The following is a 16,699-nucleotide window of genomic DNA, read 5'->3' as shown; positions in this document are numbered from 1 at the left end:
TCAGGACCCGGGCCGCTCCGCCGCCTCGAGCTCCTCGACCGCCGCGATCAGCGTGGCGGCGTCGTGCGGCCCCCGGTGCCGGCTGCCGTCCAGGAAGAACGTCGGTGTGCCCTGCGCGCCGCTGGCCCGGGCGCTCTCGGCGTGGTCGGCGACCCGGGCGTGCAGCGCCTCGTCGGCCAGGTCGGCGTCGAACTGCTCCGGGTCCAGCCCGAGCTCGTCGGCATAACCCCGCAGATCCTCGGCCTCGAGCGCGGTCTGGTTCGCGAACAGCAGGTCGTGCATCTCCCAGAACTGTCCTTGCCGGGCGGCAGCCTCGGCGGCGACGGCGGCGAGCCGGGCGTGCGGGTGCACGTCGTCCAGGGGCAGGTGCCGCACGACGTAGCGCACCCGACCGTCCAGGGCGTCGCGCAGGTCGCGCCACATGCCGGTGGCCCGGGCGCAGAACGGGCACTCGAAGTCGAGGTACTCCACGATCGTGTGCGGCGCGTCCGGGTTGCCGCGGTAGTGGTCGTGGCGCAGGTCGACCGCCGGGTCGAGCGTCGTCGGCAGGTCGGCGCTCTCCTCGCCCCAGCGCACGCGCGCCAGCCGGAACAGGGCCCAGCCCAGCAGCGAGGCGAGCACGAGGGCGAGCAGCACGCCGACCGTCGCGGCCTGCACCTGGGACTCGTCGTCGAAGGCCAGGCCGATCACCAGCAGCGACACGGTGAAGCCGATGCCGGACAGGGCGGCGCCGCCCAGGACGCTGCCCGGCCCCACGCCGTCGGGCAGCGTGCCCAGGCCCAGGCGGACGGCCACCCAGGTGCCCAGGCTGATGCCGACGAGCTTGCCGACCACCAGCCCGGTGACCACCCCCCACGTGATGGACGAGACGAGCGCCTCGCCCAGCGCCCCGCCCCGCAGGTCGATCCCGGCGTTGGCCAGGGCGAACAGCGGCACGACGACGACGTTCACGGGGGTGTTGAGCACCTCGTGCAGGCGGTGGTTCACCGAGATGGAGCGGGAGAGCCCGAGCTGGACGTCGCGGGCGACGGCGGCGCTGGGGGACTGCCAGTAGGCGCGGTAGAGGTTCTTGGTGCGCACCACGTCGGCCCGCTTGGTCAGCGCGGCGGGCACCAGCAGCCCGGCGAGCATCCCCGCGATGGACGGGTGGATGCCGGCCTGCATGGTCGCGCCCCAGAGCACGACGACGACGAGGACGTAGGGGGTGCTGCGCCACTCGCGCATCCGGCCCAGCAGCCACAGCGCGACGAGGCACGCCCCGGCGAGCAGCAGCGGGCCCACCTGGACGTCCTCGGAGTAGACGACGCCGATGATCGACACCGCGAGGAAGTCGTCCACCACGGACAGCGTCAGCAGGAAGACCCGGAGCTGGTTGGACATCCGCGGACCCACCAGCGCCAGGACACCGAGCAGGAACGCCGTGTCCGTGCCGACGACGGCACCCCACCCCTGCGGTGCCGCGCTGCCGGCGATCGCCAGGTAGATCAGCGCGGGCACCACGACCCCGGCGGTGCCGGCGACGAGCGGGACGAGCCGCTGGCTCCGTCGTCGCAGGGACCCGATCGTCAGCTCCTGACGCACCTCGAGCCCGACGACGAAGAAGAACAGCACCATCAGCCCGTCGTTGACCCAGTGGTGCAGGTCCATGTCGAAGGCCAGGTCGCCGAGGTCGACCTGGATCGGGATCTCCCACAGCTCGGTGTAGGACGCCGAGAACGGGGAGTTGGCCCACAGCAGGGCGAACAGCGTGACCGACAGCAGCAGCACGGCCGCACCGGTGTCGGTGCGCAGCCGCTGCGCGATCTTCAGGGCCATGGGGACTCCTTCGAGGGGCTCTGGGAGCCTACGACGTCCGGGCGCGGTGTGCTGCCGGTGCGGGGCCGTCATCGCGGGCGCACCGCAGGGACGATCAGGACCACGGTCGCCACCAGGGCGGCGAGGAGCAGGAACGTGCCGACGAGCATCGCCGAGCCGTAGGTGCTCGCCGTGGCCAGCACGAGGCTCAGCCCGAGCGCCCCGCCGAGCTGGTGCACCGAGCTGACCGCGCCGCCGGCCGCGCCGGCGTCGGCCGGTTCCACGCCCGCCACCCCCAAGGCGGTCAGCGGACCGAGCGCGAGGCCCTGCCCCGCGCCGACGAGCGCCATCGGCACCGCGACGCCCAGCGCGTAGGACGAGCTCACGTCGACCAGCGCCAGCAAGCCCATGCCGACGACCGCGAGGACCAGCCCGGCGGTGAGCAGCGCCGAGCCCGGCACGCGGCGCTGCAGGCGAGGCACCGCGAGCGCCACGACGACGTTGACCGCCGTCATCGGGAAGAACGCCAGGCCCGTCACGAGCGCCGAGAAGCCACCGGAGGACTGCAGGAACTGGCTGGTCAGGAGGAAGAAGCTCATCATCGCGCCGATGAACAGCATCCGGGCGACGTAGGCGCCGACGCGCTCGCGGCTGGTGAAGAGGCGCAGCGGCAGCACCGGCTGGGCTGCGCGACGCTCGACGAGGACCAGCGCGGCGAGCAGGACCAGCCCGGCGAGCAGAGCGCCGACGGCCACGAGGTCGCCCCAGCCCTCCTCGCCCCCGCGCACGATGCCGACCACGAGGGTCGCCGGGCCGAGGGTCGCCAGCAGCGCCCCGGGCAGGTCCAGCCGACCCGGCACCCGGTCGGTCTCGGGCAGCACCCGGTAGGCGGCGACGATCAGCGCGACACCGATCGGGAGGTTCACGAGGAACCCGGCGCGCCACGACACGAGGTCCGCCAGCAGCCCCCCGACCACGAGCCCGACCGACGCCCCGATGCCGGCCACGGCGCCGTAGGCGGAGGTCGCTCGCACCCGCTGGGGTCCCTCGGGGAACCCGGCGGTCAGCAGCGCGAGCGTCGACGGTGCGAGGACTGCCGCCCCGACCCCCTGCAGGGCGCGCCCACCGATCATCCACGCGCCCGTGGGGGCGAGCCCGACCGTGATCGAGGCCGCCGTGAAGACGGCGAGGCCGACGACGAGCATCCGTCGCCGGCCGAGCACGTCGCCGGCGCGGGCCCCGAGCAGCAGCAGCCCCCCGAACGCCAGCAGGTAGGCGTCCTGCACCCACGCCAGGGCGCCCGACGGGAGGGCGAGGTCCTCCTGGATCCGCGGCAGCCCGGTGATGACGATCGAGGTGTCGAGGATGATGACGAAGTAGCCGACGAGGATGATCGCCAGCATCGCGTGCGGGCGCGCGGGGCCGGACGGCGAGGCGGGCGCCGCGGCCGGCCGGTGCTGAAGGGTCGTGGTCACGGGACCACGCTCGGCGGCGACGGCGCCGCGGGGCAGTACCTGGTGATCCCGGTACTGCCAGTACCTCCTCCGGCGTCCGGGCCCGGCGTACCGTCGACCCATGGACCTGAAGGCCGAGGTGTCCGAGTTCCTGCGGACGCGGCGCGACCGGATCACGCCGGACCGGGCGGGCCTGCCCGCCTACGGCGGCAACCGTCGTGTGCCCGGGCTGCGTCGGGAGGAGGTCGCCATGCTGGCCGGCGTCAGCGTCGACTACTACACGCGCCTCGAGCGCGGCAGCCTGTCCGGTGTCTCGGAGTCCGTCCTCGAGTCCCTCGCCGAGGCGCTGCAGCTCGACGAGGCCGAACGGACCCACCTGTTCGACCTGGCGCGCACCGCCAACGCCTCGAGCGCGGCCCGGTCGCGGCACCGCCGCACGCCGGCGCCGTCGGTCCGGCCGGCCGTGCAGCAGATCATCGACGCGATGGTCGGGGTGCCGGCCGTCGTGCGCAACGGCCGGCTCGACGTCCTCGCCGCCAACGCGTTGGGGCGGGCGCTGTACTCGCCGATCTTCGCCTCGCTCGAGCGCCCCACGAAGGAGCCGGTCAACACCGCCCGGTTCCACTTCCTCGACCCTGCCGCCCGCGACTACTGGGCACCGAACTGGGCCCGAGTCGCCCACGACGCCGTCGCGATCCTGCGCGCCGAGGCGGGGCGCAACCCGTACGACACGTCGTTGACGGCGCTGGTGGGCGAGCTGTCGACCCGCTCGGAGGACTTCCGGCGCATGTGGGCCGAGCACGACGTCAAGTTCCACCGCACGGGGACGAAGACGTTCCACCACCCCGTCGTCGGCCTGCTCGACCTGTCGTTCGAGGCGATGGTGCTGCCCGCCGACCCGGGCCTGCAGCTCAACGTCTACACGGCGGTCCCGGACTCGCCGGCGTCGGACGCGCTGCAGCTGCTCGCCTCGTGGGCGGCCACGGAGGGCGCGACCGAGCCAGCCGCGCGGCCGGAGCCCACCCGGGGCGAGAGCTGACGGAACGCTCGCCGCGGTGACCTCCGTCCGCCATGCTGACCGCATGGACGACCTCCACCGTCCCGTGATCCTGGTGGTCGGCGGCGAGCACGCGCGCGAGGCCGAGGAGGAGCTGCGCGCACGGTACGACCGCGACTACCGCGTCGAGTGCGTGCACGGCGCCGCCGCCGGCCTGGAGCACCTGCGCACCCTCGTGGCCGACGAGGCCCAGGTCGCGATGGTCCTCGCCGAGCTGCGGCTGCCCGACGGCGGGGCCGTCGACCTGCTGCACCAGGTCCCGGCCGTGGTCTCGACGGCGCGCCGGGTCGCCCTCGTCCCCGTCGACGAGTACGCGGCCGCCCTCGACACGCTCCGGGCGGCCGCGCTGCGCCGGGACATGGACACGTTCGTCGCGCTGCCGCGCGGCACCCGCGACGAGGAGTTCCACATCGCGCTCGTCGAGCTGCTGTCCGAGTGGGGCTGGTCGGTGGCACGGCCGACCGTCACCGCGACCGAGGTGGTGGCCGCCGCGGGTGACCGGCAGGCCGCGGCCGTGCACGACCTGCTCGAGCGTCTCGGCATCCCGAACCGTCGGCTCGACCCGGACGAGGACGACGCCCGCGCGATCCTGGAGGAGGCCGGGCCCGACGCCGAGCTGCCCGTCGTGCGGGCCTACAACGGCAGGATCCTCGGGGCCGCCACACCCGGCGCCGTCGCGGAGGCGATGTACGGCGGGTTCGACGACATCCCCGCGGGCGAGATCGCGGACGTCGTCGTGGTGGGTGCGGGCCCCGCGGGGCTGGCGGCCGCGGTCTACGCGGCGTCGGAGGGTCTGTCGACGGTCGTGCTGGAGCGCGACGCGATCGGTGGGCAGGCGGGCTCCAGCTCGATGATCCGCAACTACCTCGGGTTTCCCCGGGGCATCTCCGGGATGCGGCTCGCCCAGCGGTCCCGGGTGCAGGCCGGGCGTTTCGGTGCGCGGTTCTACACCGGCCGGGCCGCCGTGCGGGTCGGACCGGGCCCGGACGACGAGCCGGAGCACCACCACGTCCATGTCGAGGGTGCGCAGATGTGCGCACGCACCGTCGTCCTGGCGACCGGGGCGGCCTATCGTCGGCTGGACGTCCCGGGTCTCGAGGGCCTGGTCGGCGCGGGGGTGTTCTACGGCGCCGCCACCTCGATGGCCCGGGAGATGGCCGACCGGGACGTGTACGTGGTCGGCGGCGGGAACTCCGCGGGCCAGGCGGCCGTGCACCTGGCCAAGTTCGCCGGCTCGGTCACCGTGGTGGTCCGCCGCGCGGACCTCGCCGCGGCGATGTCGGACTACCTGGTCCGGGAGATCGCGGCCACGCCCACGATCTCGGTGCGGACGAGCACCGTGGTGACCGACGCCGGCGGGGACGGCTGGCTCCGGTGGCTGCGCCTTGCGGACCGGGACGGGGGCGGGTCGGTCACCGTCGGCGCCGACGGCCTGTTCTGCCTGCTCGGTGCGGAGCCGGACTGCGGCTGGCTGCCCCCGGAGCTGGCGCGCGACGAGGACGGGTACGTGCTCACCGGTCGCGACGTGCCCCGGGACCGGTGGCCGGACGGACGGCCCCCGGCGAGCCTCGAGACCACCGTGCCGGGGGTCTTCGCCGTCGGAGACGTCCGCTCCGGGTCGATGAAACGGGTCGCCTCCGCCGCCGGCGAGGGCGCCTCCGTGCTCCCGCTGATCCACGGGCACCTGGCGTCGCTGCGCGAGCGGGAGTTCGGGGCGTCCGCCGCGCGTCCCCGACGCTGATCGCCGCGGTCCGCCCGGATCAGGCCGGGTCGACGCGCAGGGTGGTGGCCACCGCCGCGGGGCTGGTGATCGCCCGCACGGGCGACCCGTCGCCGTACTTGTCGTGGTAGGCGCGGTCGATGGCGGTGTCGTGCTCGTGGTTCTCGGTGAAGATCACGTCGGCGGTCACCCCGCCGGACGTGATCCGTCCGGTCCCGGTGCGCTGCACGCCCCGGTACCAGCCGCCGGCGTCACCGCGCACGGAGCGGATGAACAGCGTGCCGTCCACGACGACGTGCCACACGATGCGCGGGGTGCGCAGCGAGCCGTCCGGTCGGTGGGCCGCGACGTCGAGCTCGCCCGCGCGCTCGATCGCGTCGAGGTCGGTGGGGTTCCAGGCGGTCATGCGGTGCTCCTCACGGGCGTGCCCGGTCGGGGCCCGGGCGGGGAGGTCGGCGGGTCGGTCGACCCGCCGGTGCGGGAGGGCGGGTGCTGGACCCACCCTCCCGCGACGCGGTCACGGGCGCACGAGAACCTTGAGCTTCTCGCGCGAGTCCATGAGCCGGTAGCCCTCGGCGACGTCGTCGAGCGAGACCTCGGCGTCGAACACGGCGCCGGGGTCCAGCTCTCCGTCCAGCACCTGGGCGATGGCGTCCTCGATGTAAGCGCGCACCGGGGCGGGGCCGCCGTTGAGGGTGGCGTTCTTCGCGAAGAGGGAGCCGAACCCGATGGGGGCCTCCTCGTACTGCGGCACGCCGACGCGGGAGATGACGCCGCCCGGGCGGACGACGCCGTAGGCCTGCTCGTAGGCGGGCATGTGCCCGACGGCCTCGAGCACGACGTGCGAGCCCTCGCCGCCGGTCAGCTCCATGACCTGGGCGACGCCCTCCGCGCCGCGCTCGGCGACGACGTGGGTGGCACCCCACTCGCGCCCGAGGTCGGTGCGGTCCTTGTGGCGGCCCATGAGGATGATCGTCGAGGCGCCCATCTGCCGTGCGGCCAGGACGGCGGACAGGCCGACGGCGCCGTCACCGATCACGGTGACGGTCTGTCCGGGCTGGACCTTGGCCATGAAGGCGGCGTGGTAGCCCGTCAGGTAGACGTCGGCCAGCGTCAGCAGCGAGGGCAGCAGCTTCTCGTCGACGTCCGAGGGCAGGGTGACGAGGGTGCCGCTGGCCTGCGGGACGCGGATCTTCTCGGCCTGCGCGCCGCCGATGCCGCCGGCGCCGTACCAGCCGCCGTGCCGGCACGCGGTGTGGAAGCCCTCGCGGCAGAACGGGCAGGTGTTGTCCGAGACGGCGAAGGGGGAGACGACCAGGTCGCCGGGTGCGAGGTCGGTGACGGCGTCGCCGACCTGCTCCACGACGCCGAGGAACTCGTGGCCCATCGGCGCGCCCTGCTCACCGGCGGGCATCGAGTGGTAGGGGGGTCGGATCCGCAGACGCAGGCCAGGGTGACCCGCACGATCGCGTCGGTCGGCTCGACGATGGTCGGGTCGGGGACCTCTTCGACGCGGACGTCGCCGGCGCCGTACATGAGTGTTGCTCGCATGGTGAAGCCTTTCGTGGGTACTGGTCCGTGCGTGGACGGTGGGGGTGTACCCACCATCGGACGCTGCGGACGTGCGTGGGAGGGACGCCCGTACCGTGTACCGGCGGTACCTCCGTGGGCCTGCCGCACACCTGAACCTGCGCTGCGCGGCGGGCGGGTGCCTCGTTCCTCGGTCCCCACCCTTTGCTGCGCTCCGGCTCAGGCCTCGGGCTCCCGGTCGGCCTGAACCTGGCGCTGCGCGGCGGGCGGGTGCCTCGTTCCTCGGTCCCCACCCTCTGCTGCGCTCCGGCTCAGGCCTCGGGCTCCCGGTCGGCCTGAACCTGCGCTGCGCGGCGGGCGGGTGCCTCGTTCCTCGGTCCCCACCCTTTGCTGCGCTCCGGCTCAGGCCTCGGGAATCTCCGTCCCGAAGTTGTCCAGCGTGATGTCCACCGGGTCGGGGCCGCCCCGGACGCCCGTGTCGAGGGCGTCGATCGCGGCGAGCTCGTCACCGGTGAGCTCGATGTCGAGCACGTCGAAGTTCTCGGCGATCCGGTGCGGGGTCACCGACTTGGGGATCGCCGAGCGCCCCTGCGCGAGGTGCCAGGCGAGCATGACCTGGGCCGGCGTCCTGCCGTGCGCCGCGGCGATCTCGCCGATCGTCGCGTCGTCGAGGGTGCTGCGGTGCTGGTCACCGAAGCCGGGGTAGAACGTGATGCCTCCGATGGGGGACCACGCCTGGGACAGGATGCCGTGCTCGGCGTCCTTCGCCAGCAGCTCCGACTGCCGGAAGTACGGGTGGACCTCGATCTGGTTCACCGCGGGGACCACGGAGGTCGACCCCAGGAGTCGGTCGAGGTGCTCGGGCATGAAGTTCGAGACACCGATGGCGCGGACCTTGCCGTCCTCAAGCAGCGTCTCGAGTGCCTGGTAGGCCTCGATGGTGAGGTCGAAGCGGCTGGGCAGCGCCTGGTGCAGGATGAACAGGTCGAGCTGGTCGACGCCGAGCTTGCCGGCGCTCTTGTCGAACGCGTGCAGCGTGGCGTCGTACCCGAAGTCGCTGATCCAGACCTTCGTCTCGAGGAACACGTCCGCACGATCGACACCGGACGACCGCAGGGCCTGGCCGACCTCGCGCTCGTTGCCGTACGCGGCGGCGGTGTCGATGTGGCGGTAGCCCGTCTGCAGCGCCGCCTCGACGGCGCGGATCGTCTCGTCCGGCGGGGTCTGGAAGACGCCGTAGCCCAGGGCGGGCATCTCGACGCCGTTGTTCAGGGTGAGCTGGGGGACCGGTCGTGTCATGACGGTGCTCCTTCTGCTGCGGAGGGACGGGAACAGCCGTTGCGGGGGCTGCTGTCCCTCCAGGGGATCACCGGGCGACGGGGACGGCTCACCGTGAGGGGGGCCCTGTCAGTACCCGACTCGTCGGGAATACCGCCGTCGCCGCACGCCGCTCAGAAGGGCCCGGCCCCCGTGCTCGACGCGTCGAGGCGCCCGGGCACGGGGGCCCGGTCCCCCCGACGGGGTGACCGGTTCAGCCCAGCGGTCGCACCACGAGAGACTGCGCCAGGCGGCCGAAGGGGCCGTCGGTGTCGTGCAGGACGGAGCTGGTCGTCCCGGCGCCGTGCGCCCCGAACGTGACGGTCGTGTCCAGCCCCAGCCAGCCGCCGGCCGGTGCCCGGAACAGGTGCGCGGTGAGGTCGAGGTTGGGGAACGCGACGCGGCGAGGGTCGGCCCGCACCGTCATCCCGTTGGCGACGTCGAGCAGCCCGACGGTCCGCGCGAGGGCGCCGACCTCCTCGTCCTCGACCAGCGGGACGTCCGTCCGCACCCACACCGTGCCGCGACCGGGCTCGGCGAGCGTGCGCCGCACGTCGAGCGAGGCGATGAACGCGCCGGGCCAGTCCGTCGTGGGGTCCCAGGGGGTCGTGTCCTCGGGTCCGGGGATGGCGGGCGGTGCCCCGGCGGCGAGCTCGCTGGTGTCCGTCGTGCCGGCGAGCCAGGCCCGCAGGGTGGCGACCGTCCGGCCCGCGCACGAGACCTCGGCCTCGACGAGCTCCACCCCGCGTCCGGGGCGCAGCACGCGGACGTCGGTGTCCATGAGCTCCAGTGGGTAGGGGCCCCACACGTCGAAGGTCAGGCGGACAGGGGTGAGGTCGTCGCGGCCGCGGGTCGCGCGGTCGGTCTCGACGAGATGGGTGAGCAGACCGAACGTCGGTGCGACGTGCTGCTCGTCGGTGCGCCATGCTCCGCCGACCAGATCGGTGGGGGCGAAGGTCGAAGCGTCCTTGCGTCGGAAGTAGGCCATGGAGCACATCCTGACAGCCCCCGCGCCGGGATACCGCACCGCTCCGAACCCGGACAGGCCCTGTCAGGACACCCCTGAGCGCCGGTCGGACGGAATCTTCTCGGACCCCCGGTGTTGTGACCGGTGAGCCCACCGCGGCCGCAGACACCACCGACCCGAGGAGTGCCATGACGATCGCCACGACCAGACCGGAGACCGACGCGCTGCCCACGGGTGGAGTCGTCCACCTGCTCGGCGAGGAGGTCCCGGCCCCGGCGTGGCTCGTCCGTGTCGGTGCCGAGACCTACCTGCGGTCGGCGAAGCCGCACGCCGTCGTCGACACCCGCGGTCGCGGCCGCGTCCGCGTCGGCGGCACGGACCTTCACGTCGTGCTGAGCGAGGTCGCGCCGGAGATGCACGACCTGCTCGACGACGCCTTCCGCACCACGTACGGCCGGTGCCGGCCGGACCAGGTGGCGGACATGGTGTCCGACGACGCGGCGGCGTCGACGTACCGGCTGCGGCGTCGCAGGCCGGGACTCGCCGAGCGGGTCGCCGGTCGGATCACGACGTGGCAGGAGCGGGCTCGGTTCGCGCGGTCGGCCGCCGCGACCGGCCCCGCGCCCTGCCCGTGCACGGCCTGACGCGGGCCGCCGGTCGCACCGGTCAGGCGTCGTCCTGCTCGGTGACCGTCCGGGCGAGCTGGTCCTGGAACCAGCCCAGGGCGTGCCGGTGGGCGGCGATGCCGTAGTCGAGCGTCGCGCGCTGGTACCGGGCGACGTCGGCCATGCCCTCGGGGACCCGGAAGCTCCCCAGGCTGCGCTCCAGCGCGGTGAGACGGCCGAGGTCCGCCTCGATGCGCTCCGTCGTGCGACGCAGGACGCCGGGACGCTCCGCGGGGTCCAGCAGCCCCAGGAAGTACAACCGGGAGAGGGCTGCGGTCTCGGTGTCGGGACCGGCGGGCTCGCCGGTCATCCAGGTGCGGAAGGCCTCGTGACCCGCTGCGGTGGCGCGGTAGACCTTGCGGCCTCGCGCGCCGGTGTCGGTGCTGGCGACCTCGATGAGGCCGTCGGCGAGGAGGCCGTCGAGCGCGCGCTTGATGCTGCCGGAGCTGGCGGAGTAGAAGAGCGAGACGCCGGCCTCGAAGCTCTTGACGAGGTCGTAGAGGCTCTGCGGCGCCAGGAGCAGCAGGCCGAGGATCACGTGGGCCACGGATGTCAGCGTACCTATTGACTCTCTGAGACATGTCTCGTAGAAAGGTCTGGTGGTCCTCAGCACGGCCGGGCCGTCGACCCGGCGCATCGAGCGGACGCACGGCCGCCTGGCCCGTGCCGCCGCCGGTCGGCGACGCGGCCTGCCGGAGCCGCAGGTCCTGGTGGACTCGCCGACGCTCAGGCTGGAGCGGGGTGACCTGGACCAGCCCTTCCACGCGGCCAGCATCGGCAAGCTGATGACGACCGCCCTGGTGCTCATGCTCGTCGACCAGGGACGGCTGCAGACCGACTCGCCGCTCGGTGCCCTCCTTCCCGCGAGGGACCTCGTCGGACTCCCGGCGGCCCCCGGCGTCGACGTCGCCCGGGACGTCACCGTCGAGCACCTGCTGACCCACACGGCCGGTCTGCCCGACTACGCCGAACCGCCGCGGCACCGGACCAGCGCTGCGGCGGTGACCGCCCTCGCGGCCGACCCCGACCGCCGGTGGACACCGGCAGACCTGCTCGACGAGGCGCGCCGGCTGCCCGCGGTGGGTCGTCCGGGCGCCCGGTTCCGTTACGGGGACACGGGGTTCGTCCTGCTGGGCCGGGTCGTCGAGGAGCTGCACGGCGAGGCGTTCCCGGCGGTGATGAGGCGACGGGTCCTCGACCCGTGCGGCATGGAGCGCAGCTCGATGCCGTACGTGCTCGCCCGCACCCCGCAGGACGTCGCCGACCTCGACGTCGCGCCGTTCTGGGTCGGGCCCGACGAGGTGAGCACGTGCCTGAGCGTCTCCATGGACTGGGCCGGCGGGGGCGTGGTGGCCACACCCGGCGACCTCGTCCGGTTCTCCGAGGCGCTGCACGCCGGCCGCCTGGTCCCACCCGGGCTGCTGCGGTACGCCACCCGCCCCCGGCACCGTTTCCGGCCGGGTATCCACTACGGGGCGGGCACGATGACGCTCCGGTTCGGCGGGTTCTCCCCGTTCCTGCGCGGCCTCCCGGTGCCGGTCGGGCACCTCGGCATCCTGTCGACGCACCTGTTCTTCTACCCTCGCCAGCGGGCGCACGTGGTGCTCAACCTGCACGGCACGGCCGAGATGCGCCGCAGCGTCATCATGCACGTCCACCTCGCACGCCTGCTGGCCGCGTCGGCTAGCGTCGGCGTGCCCCGAACACCGCCGGACCGGGTCAGGACCCGGCGATCTCGAGCCGCAGGATCCGGTCGTCGTCCTCGCCCGGTGAACCGCGTCCGTCGGTGTTGTTGGTGAGGACCCACAGCGACCCGTCCGGGGCCACCACGGCGTCGCGCAGCCGGCCCTCGTCGTCGACGACGACGGCGGAGGTCGACGGGTCGTCGACCGGCACGGCGCGCAGGGCCTCGCCCCGCAGGTTCGCGACGAACAGCGTGCCCCCGAGCTGGGCCAGGCCGCTGGGGCTGGCGTCCTCGGGACGCCACTGCTGGACCGGGTCCACGAACCCCTCGACGCCGGCGGCCCCCTCGACCTCGGGCCAGCCGTAGTTCGCCCCCGGTTCGACGACGTTCAGCTCGTCCCACGTGCTCTGGCCGAACTCGGTGGCGAACAGGGTGCCGTCGTCGGCCCATGCCAGGCCCTGGACGTTGCGGTGCCCGGAGCTGTACACCAGCGACCCGGGGGAGGGGTTGTCGTCGGGCGCGTCGCCGTCGGCCGTCATCCGCAGGATCTTGCCGGCGAGCGAGTCCGGGTCCTGCGCCAGCTCGGGGACGCCGGCGTCACCCGTGCTGGCGTACAGCATCCCGTCGGGTCCGAACGCGAGGCGCCCGCCGTCGTGGAAGGAGGCCGCGGGGATGCCGTCGACGAGGGTCACCGGCGCGCCGAGCGCCAACGCACCCGGGTCGCCGCGCAGGTCGTAGCGCTGGATGCGGTTGCCGTCGGCGCCGGTGGAGTAGACGAACAGGCGTCGCCGGTCGTCGACCGCCAGACCCAGCAGCCCCGCCTCGCCCGAGTCGTCCACCCCCGCGACGACACCGACCTCGCGCGTCGTCCCGTCGTCGGCGACCTCCAGGACGCGGCCGCTGTCGCGCTCGCTGACGAGCGGCGTGCCGTCCACGAACGTGATCGACCACGGTGCCGCCAGTCGTGTCGTGACGGGAGAGGACTCACCGTGCGGGGAGGCGGGCAGCGTGCTCGCCGCGTTCTCCGGGGCGGCGCCGTCCGCCGCGCCTCCGGCGTCGGAGGCGGTGCACCCCGCGATCAGCAGGCTGACCAGGGCCGTCGTGACGGCGGCGCGGACGGGTCTCGGCACGGGGTCTCCCTCGGGTCGCTCCTGTCGGGCGAACGCCGCCCGGGCGCCGGTGATTCCCGCCCCCGGGAGGCCGTGACGGCCGTGGTGCGCAACCGGCGAGCATCGGGCACTATGTGGACGGCCGCGGAGTGGACGCGGCCACCGGAAGATCGAGTGAGGATGACCTTGGACGACCAGACACCCCACGGCGGGGTCCGTTTCGACACCGACCACGCCCGCTGGACCATGTGGGGGGAGGTCGACGCGGCCGTGAAGAAGCGGGTCGGCGACGACCTCGAGGCGCACCTGCTCGCCACGGCCGACGACCCGCTGACGATCGACCTCGCCGAGGTGACCTTCATCGACTCCGGTGGTCTGCGGCTGCTGTACATGGCCGCGGAGAAGAAGTCGTCCCCGCCGGTGCTCGAGAACGTGCCGGCGCGGGTCCTCGACCTGCTGAAACTGAGCGGTGTGGATACGCTGTTCGTTCTCGCGGACTGAAGGAGGCGAGATCGTGGATCCCAGGATCACCGCCGCGCCCGCGCCGCACGGGTTCCGTGAGGTGAGGTCGTGGCCGCTCCTGACGATCGAGCAGCTTCCCGCCCTGCGAGGCGACCTCGAGGCCAACCTGCCCACCGCGGAGAGCGCGAGTCTCGACGCCGTGCCGGAGGCGATCGTGCTGGTGGCGAGCGAGCTCGCGACCAACGCGATCGAGCACGGGGACGGCCCGGCCGCCGTCCGCCTGCTGGAACGGGACGGAGAGCTGCTGCTCGACGTCGCCGACCGGGCATCGGCGACGACGCCGAAGATCGCGACCGACCCGAGCGCGTCCGGGGGGTTCGGTCTCATGCTCGCGGCACGGCTCGCCGACGCCGTCGGCTGGTACGCGACCCGGGCCGGCAAGCACGTGTGGGCCCGGTTCACGGTCGCGAGCCGCGAACCGTCCCTGACCGCCTGAGCGACCGTCGGGGACCGCTGCCGGTCCGACGGACGTCCTGACGAGCCGCCCGGCGGGCGGCGTCAGTCGCGCCGCACGACCACCGCGGTGGCGTCGTCGTCGGAACCCGGGTCGCGCACCAGCGCGACCAGCGTCGCAGCGCCCAGCGTCTGCTCGGTGGCGCTCCGCAGCCGCTCCAGGGAGTCCACGATCGACTCGTCGCGACGTTCCACGAGGCCGTCGCTGAAGAGCACGAGGGCGCCACCGTGCGGCACCTGCACCGTCGCGGTGCGACTCTCGCGCCGACCGACCCCGAGGGGCGGCGTGCCGAGGGTCTCGGCCACGACCGCGCCGTCCGGACCCACGACGACGGGCGGCGGGTGCCCGGCGGTCACGTACTCGGCCTCGCCGGTGGTCGGGTCGGCGACCGCCACGACGAGCGTGGCGACCTGCTCGGGCATCGTGGAGCGCAGGAGCTGGTCGACCTGCTCGACCGCGAGCTCCGGCCCGCTGCCGGTCAGCAGCAGCGCGCGCAGCGCGTTGCGCATCTGCCCCATCGTCGCGGCCGCCGAGAGGCCGTGACCGGTGACGTCACCCACCACGACGGCCAGCCGACCGTCGTCCAGGACCAGGGCGTCGTACCAGTCCCCGCCGGCCAGACCGCCCCCGGACGGCTCGTAGACGGCGTCCACGGTCCAGCCCGGGACGGTCGGCAGCTCGGTGGGCAGCAGGCTGCGCTGCAGCATGGCGGCGGCACGGATGTCCCGGCGGCCCCGCAGCAGCAGGCCCTCGGCGAGGTAGGACCGCAGCGACGTCGCGACGTCGACCTGCTCCTCGGCCCACGGCTCGCTCGTCCCGCGCACGACCTCGCGCCAGCGGTCGAAGGACTTGCGGGGGGAGAGGCGCACGGTGTCGCCCTCGCGTCGGGCGATCGCCTTGTTGCGGGGGTCGCCGCCCCAGTCCACGCTCTGCACGACCTCCGGGCGCAGCCACACGACCGCGGCACCGCCCGGCACGACCAGCGCGAGGATCCCTGCGACGTCGGGCACGATCTCGGCCAGCTCGGGTTCGCGCTCGGCGAGCCGGTCGGTGACGAGCACCTCGGTGTCGAGCTCACCCAGTGCCCGGGCGAGCCGGAGACAGGTCTCCTCGTCGGGTGCCGTCCCGACACGGTTGACGCGGCCCTCGGCCGCGACGAACGCGCCGTCGGCCGCCACGAGGTCGAGCAGACCGGGGGACCCCGTCAGCGCGTCGGTCAGGGGGACGTCGTCGTCGCGGGTCACGGCCACGAGCCGGGCCAGGACGCCGGCCGAGCGGCGAGCGGCCGAGGCGCGGTCGTCCTCGGCCTGGGTGACGAGCCGGGCCGAGAGCGTCGAGCCGAGGAACTCGGCCGCGGCACGGGCCCCGTAGGACGGGGTGTGCGGGCCGGAGTAGTGGTGGCACGCGAGCAGGCCCCACAGCCGGCCGTCGCGCAGCAGCGAGATCGACATGGAGGCGCCGACCCCCATGTTCTGCAGGTACTCGACATGGATCGGCGAGACGCTGCGCAGCGTGCCGTAGGTGAGGTCCAAGGGCTGCCCGTTGACCGGGTCCGCCACGGGGACGACGTCGGCGGGGCGGTAGCCCACGTCCGAGATGAGGCGGATCCAGTTCTTCTCGTAGAGCGCGCGGGCCTGCGGGGGGATGTCGGAGGCGGGGTAGTGCAGCCCGAGGAACGGGTTGAGGTCCTCCCGTCGCGCTTCGGCGACGACCTCGCCGTTGTAGGACGCGTCGAAGCGGTAGAGCATCACACGGTCGAACCCGGTGAGCTCGCGGACCCGTCGCACCGCGATGTCGTACAGCTCCTGCAGCGAGCTGGCGCGGTCCAGCTCGGTGAGGGCGTCACGCACCGGCTCGAAGGTGCTCGTGTACGTCAGCGAGACGTGGCCCGAGAACGGTTCGAGCTCGACGACGAGCACGGCGGGGCGGTCCGTGGTGGCCGACCCCGGAGCGTGGTGCAGCACGGCCTCGAACGAGCGGGAGGCGCCCCGGACCTCGATCTCGATCTCGATCGGGTTGCGCAGCCGTGGGTCGTCGACCGACGCGACGTGCCCCAGCAGCCGGTCGGCGGCCTGGTCGCCGACGGCGGCGGCGAACGGCGCACCGAGGACGGCGTCCAGCTCGACGCCGAGCAGGTCGGCCACGTTCGCCGAGCACTGCGTGACGACGGCGTCGTCGGTGCGCAGGGCGAGCAGCACCCCGCGGGGCTGGATCCGCCCGGGGATGTGGATCGGTTCACGAGCGCAGTTGTCGAGGTCGACGGTCTCGTCGGGGGCGAGGAACCCCTGTTCGGTCACACCCACCTCCGATGGATCGTCCGAGGAGAGCAGGATACGGCCGACCGGCGACGAGGACGACCGGGCGGGACGCCGTCCGGCGAGACGCCGCTCACTCGTGTCACCAGCGCGCGCGTCGCGCGCGTGCGC

General features: G+C 73.9%; 14 protein-coding genes and 1 pseudogene. 6 read left to right on the top strand and 9 right to left on the bottom strand.

The window, feature by feature from the left end:
* Both nhaA and Q6349_RS14805 read right to left on the bottom strand, forming a co-directional pair.
* A complete protein-coding gene (gene nhaA, locus Q6349_RS14810; protein ID WP_304604748.1) occupies positions 1-1,815 on the bottom strand; it encodes a Na+/H+ antiporter NhaA in 1,815 nt (604 codons plus the stop codon).
* 68 nt (positions 1,816-1,883) lie between these two features.
* The gene (locus tag Q6349_RS14805) at positions 1,884-3,269 is read right to left on the bottom strand and encodes an MFS transporter (RefSeq protein ID WP_304604747.1); all 1,386 of its coding nucleotides are present in this window, start codon (positions 3,267-3,269) and stop codon (positions 1,884-1,886) included.
* Positions 3,270-3,369: 100 nt separating this feature from the next.
* Here Q6349_RS14805 and Q6349_RS14800 point away from each other — a divergent pair, with 100 nt between their 5' ends.
* Together Q6349_RS14800 and Q6349_RS14795 are read left to right on the top strand one after the other, a co-directional pair.
* Positions 3,370-4,287 carry a helix-turn-helix transcriptional regulator gene (locus tag Q6349_RS14800; protein ID WP_304604746.1) on the top strand — a complete coding sequence of 306 codons (918 nt, stop codon included), beginning with the start codon at positions 3,370-3,372 and terminating at the stop codon, positions 4,285-4,287.
* 43 nt (positions 4,288-4,330) lie between these two features.
* Positions 4,331-6,046 carry an FAD-dependent oxidoreductase gene (locus tag Q6349_RS14795; protein WP_304604745.1) on the top strand — a complete coding sequence of 572 codons (1,716 nt, stop codon included), beginning with the start codon at positions 4,331-4,333 and terminating at the stop codon, positions 6,044-6,046.
* 19 nt (positions 6,047-6,065) lie between these two features.
* Here the strand turns inward: Q6349_RS14795 and Q6349_RS14790 are convergent, their stop codons facing one another.
* The 4 genes and pseudogenes from Q6349_RS14790 to Q6349_RS14775 all read right to left on the bottom strand — a co-directional run bounded on the left by Q6349_RS14790 (position 6,066) and on the right by Q6349_RS14775 (position 9,860).
* Positions 6,066-6,431, bottom strand: a complete 366-nt coding sequence (locus Q6349_RS14790; protein ID WP_304604744.1) for a DUF2255 family protein — start codon at positions 6,429-6,431, stop codon at positions 6,066-6,068.
* A gap of 111 nt (positions 6,432-6,542) precedes the next feature.
* Positions 6,543-7,576: pseudogene (locus Q6349_RS14785) on the bottom strand (alcohol dehydrogenase catalytic domain-containing protein).
* Between the two features lie 381 nt (positions 7,577-7,957).
* Positions 7,958-8,854 carry an aldo/keto reductase gene (locus Q6349_RS14780; protein WP_304604743.1) on the bottom strand — a complete coding sequence of 299 codons (897 nt, stop codon included), beginning with the start codon at positions 8,852-8,854 and terminating at the stop codon, positions 7,958-7,960.
* 232 nt (positions 8,855-9,086) lie between these two features.
* Entirely contained in the window at positions 9,087-9,860 is a 774-nt protein-coding gene (locus Q6349_RS14775) for a thioesterase family protein (RefSeq protein WP_304604742.1), read from the bottom strand.
* A 167-nt stretch (positions 9,861-10,027) separates the two neighbouring features.
* Between Q6349_RS14775 and Q6349_RS14770 the strand changes: the two genes are divergently transcribed.
* Entirely contained in the window at positions 10,028-10,483 is a 456-nt protein-coding gene (locus Q6349_RS14770; protein ID WP_304604741.1) for a DUF2255 family protein, read from the top strand.
* Positions 10,484-10,505: 22 nt separating this feature from the next.
* Here the strand turns inward: Q6349_RS14770 and Q6349_RS14765 are convergent, their stop codons facing one another.
* Positions 10,506-11,051: a PadR family transcriptional regulator gene (locus Q6349_RS14765; RefSeq protein WP_304604740.1), complete on the bottom strand. Its 546-nt coding sequence runs from the start codon at positions 11,049-11,051 to the stop codon at positions 10,506-10,508.
* Between the two features lie 52 nt (positions 11,052-11,103).
* On the opposite strand from Q6349_RS14765, the gene Q6349_RS14760 reads away from it, so the two are divergent.
* Positions 11,104-12,303: a serine hydrolase gene (locus tag Q6349_RS14760; RefSeq protein ID WP_304604739.1), complete on the top strand. Its 1,200-nt coding sequence runs from the start codon at positions 11,104-11,106 to the stop codon at positions 12,301-12,303.
* Here Q6349_RS14760 and Q6349_RS14755 read toward each other — a convergent pair.
* Positions 12,224-13,318, bottom strand: coding sequence for a sorbosone dehydrogenase family protein (locus Q6349_RS14755; RefSeq protein ID WP_304604738.1), 1,095 nt, complete (start codon positions 13,316-13,318; stop codon positions 12,224-12,226). The two genes, Q6349_RS14760 and Q6349_RS14755, sit on opposite strands and share 80 nt — an antisense overlap.
* A 165-nt stretch (positions 13,319-13,483) precedes the next feature.
* On the opposite strand from Q6349_RS14755, the gene Q6349_RS14750 reads away from it, so the two are divergent.
* Positions 13,484-13,798: an STAS domain-containing protein gene (locus Q6349_RS14750; protein WP_304604737.1), complete on the top strand. Its 315-nt coding sequence runs from the start codon at positions 13,484-13,486 to the stop codon at positions 13,796-13,798.
* 13 nt (positions 13,799-13,811) lie between these two features.
* The gene (locus tag Q6349_RS14745; RefSeq protein WP_304604736.1) at positions 13,812-14,255 is read left to right on the top strand and encodes an ATP-binding protein; all 444 of its coding nucleotides are present in this window, start codon (positions 13,812-13,814) and stop codon (positions 14,253-14,255) included.
* Positions 14,256-14,317: 62 nt separating this feature from the next.
* Here Q6349_RS14745 and Q6349_RS14740 read toward each other — a convergent pair whose 3' ends face one another.
* The gene (locus Q6349_RS14740) at positions 14,318-16,576 is read right to left on the bottom strand and encodes a SpoIIE family protein phosphatase (protein WP_304604735.1); all 2,259 of its coding nucleotides are present in this window, start codon (positions 16,574-16,576) and stop codon (positions 14,318-14,320) included.
* Positions 16,577-16,699: the final 123 nt, after the last annotated feature.

The sequence above is a fragment of the Isoptericola sp. 178 genome (assembly GCF_030586525.1).
Taxonomy (GTDB): Bacteria; Actinomycetota; Actinomycetes; order Actinomycetales; family Cellulomonadaceae; genus Isoptericola; species Isoptericola sediminis.
This window is presented reverse-complemented; position numbering and strand designations above follow the sequence as displayed.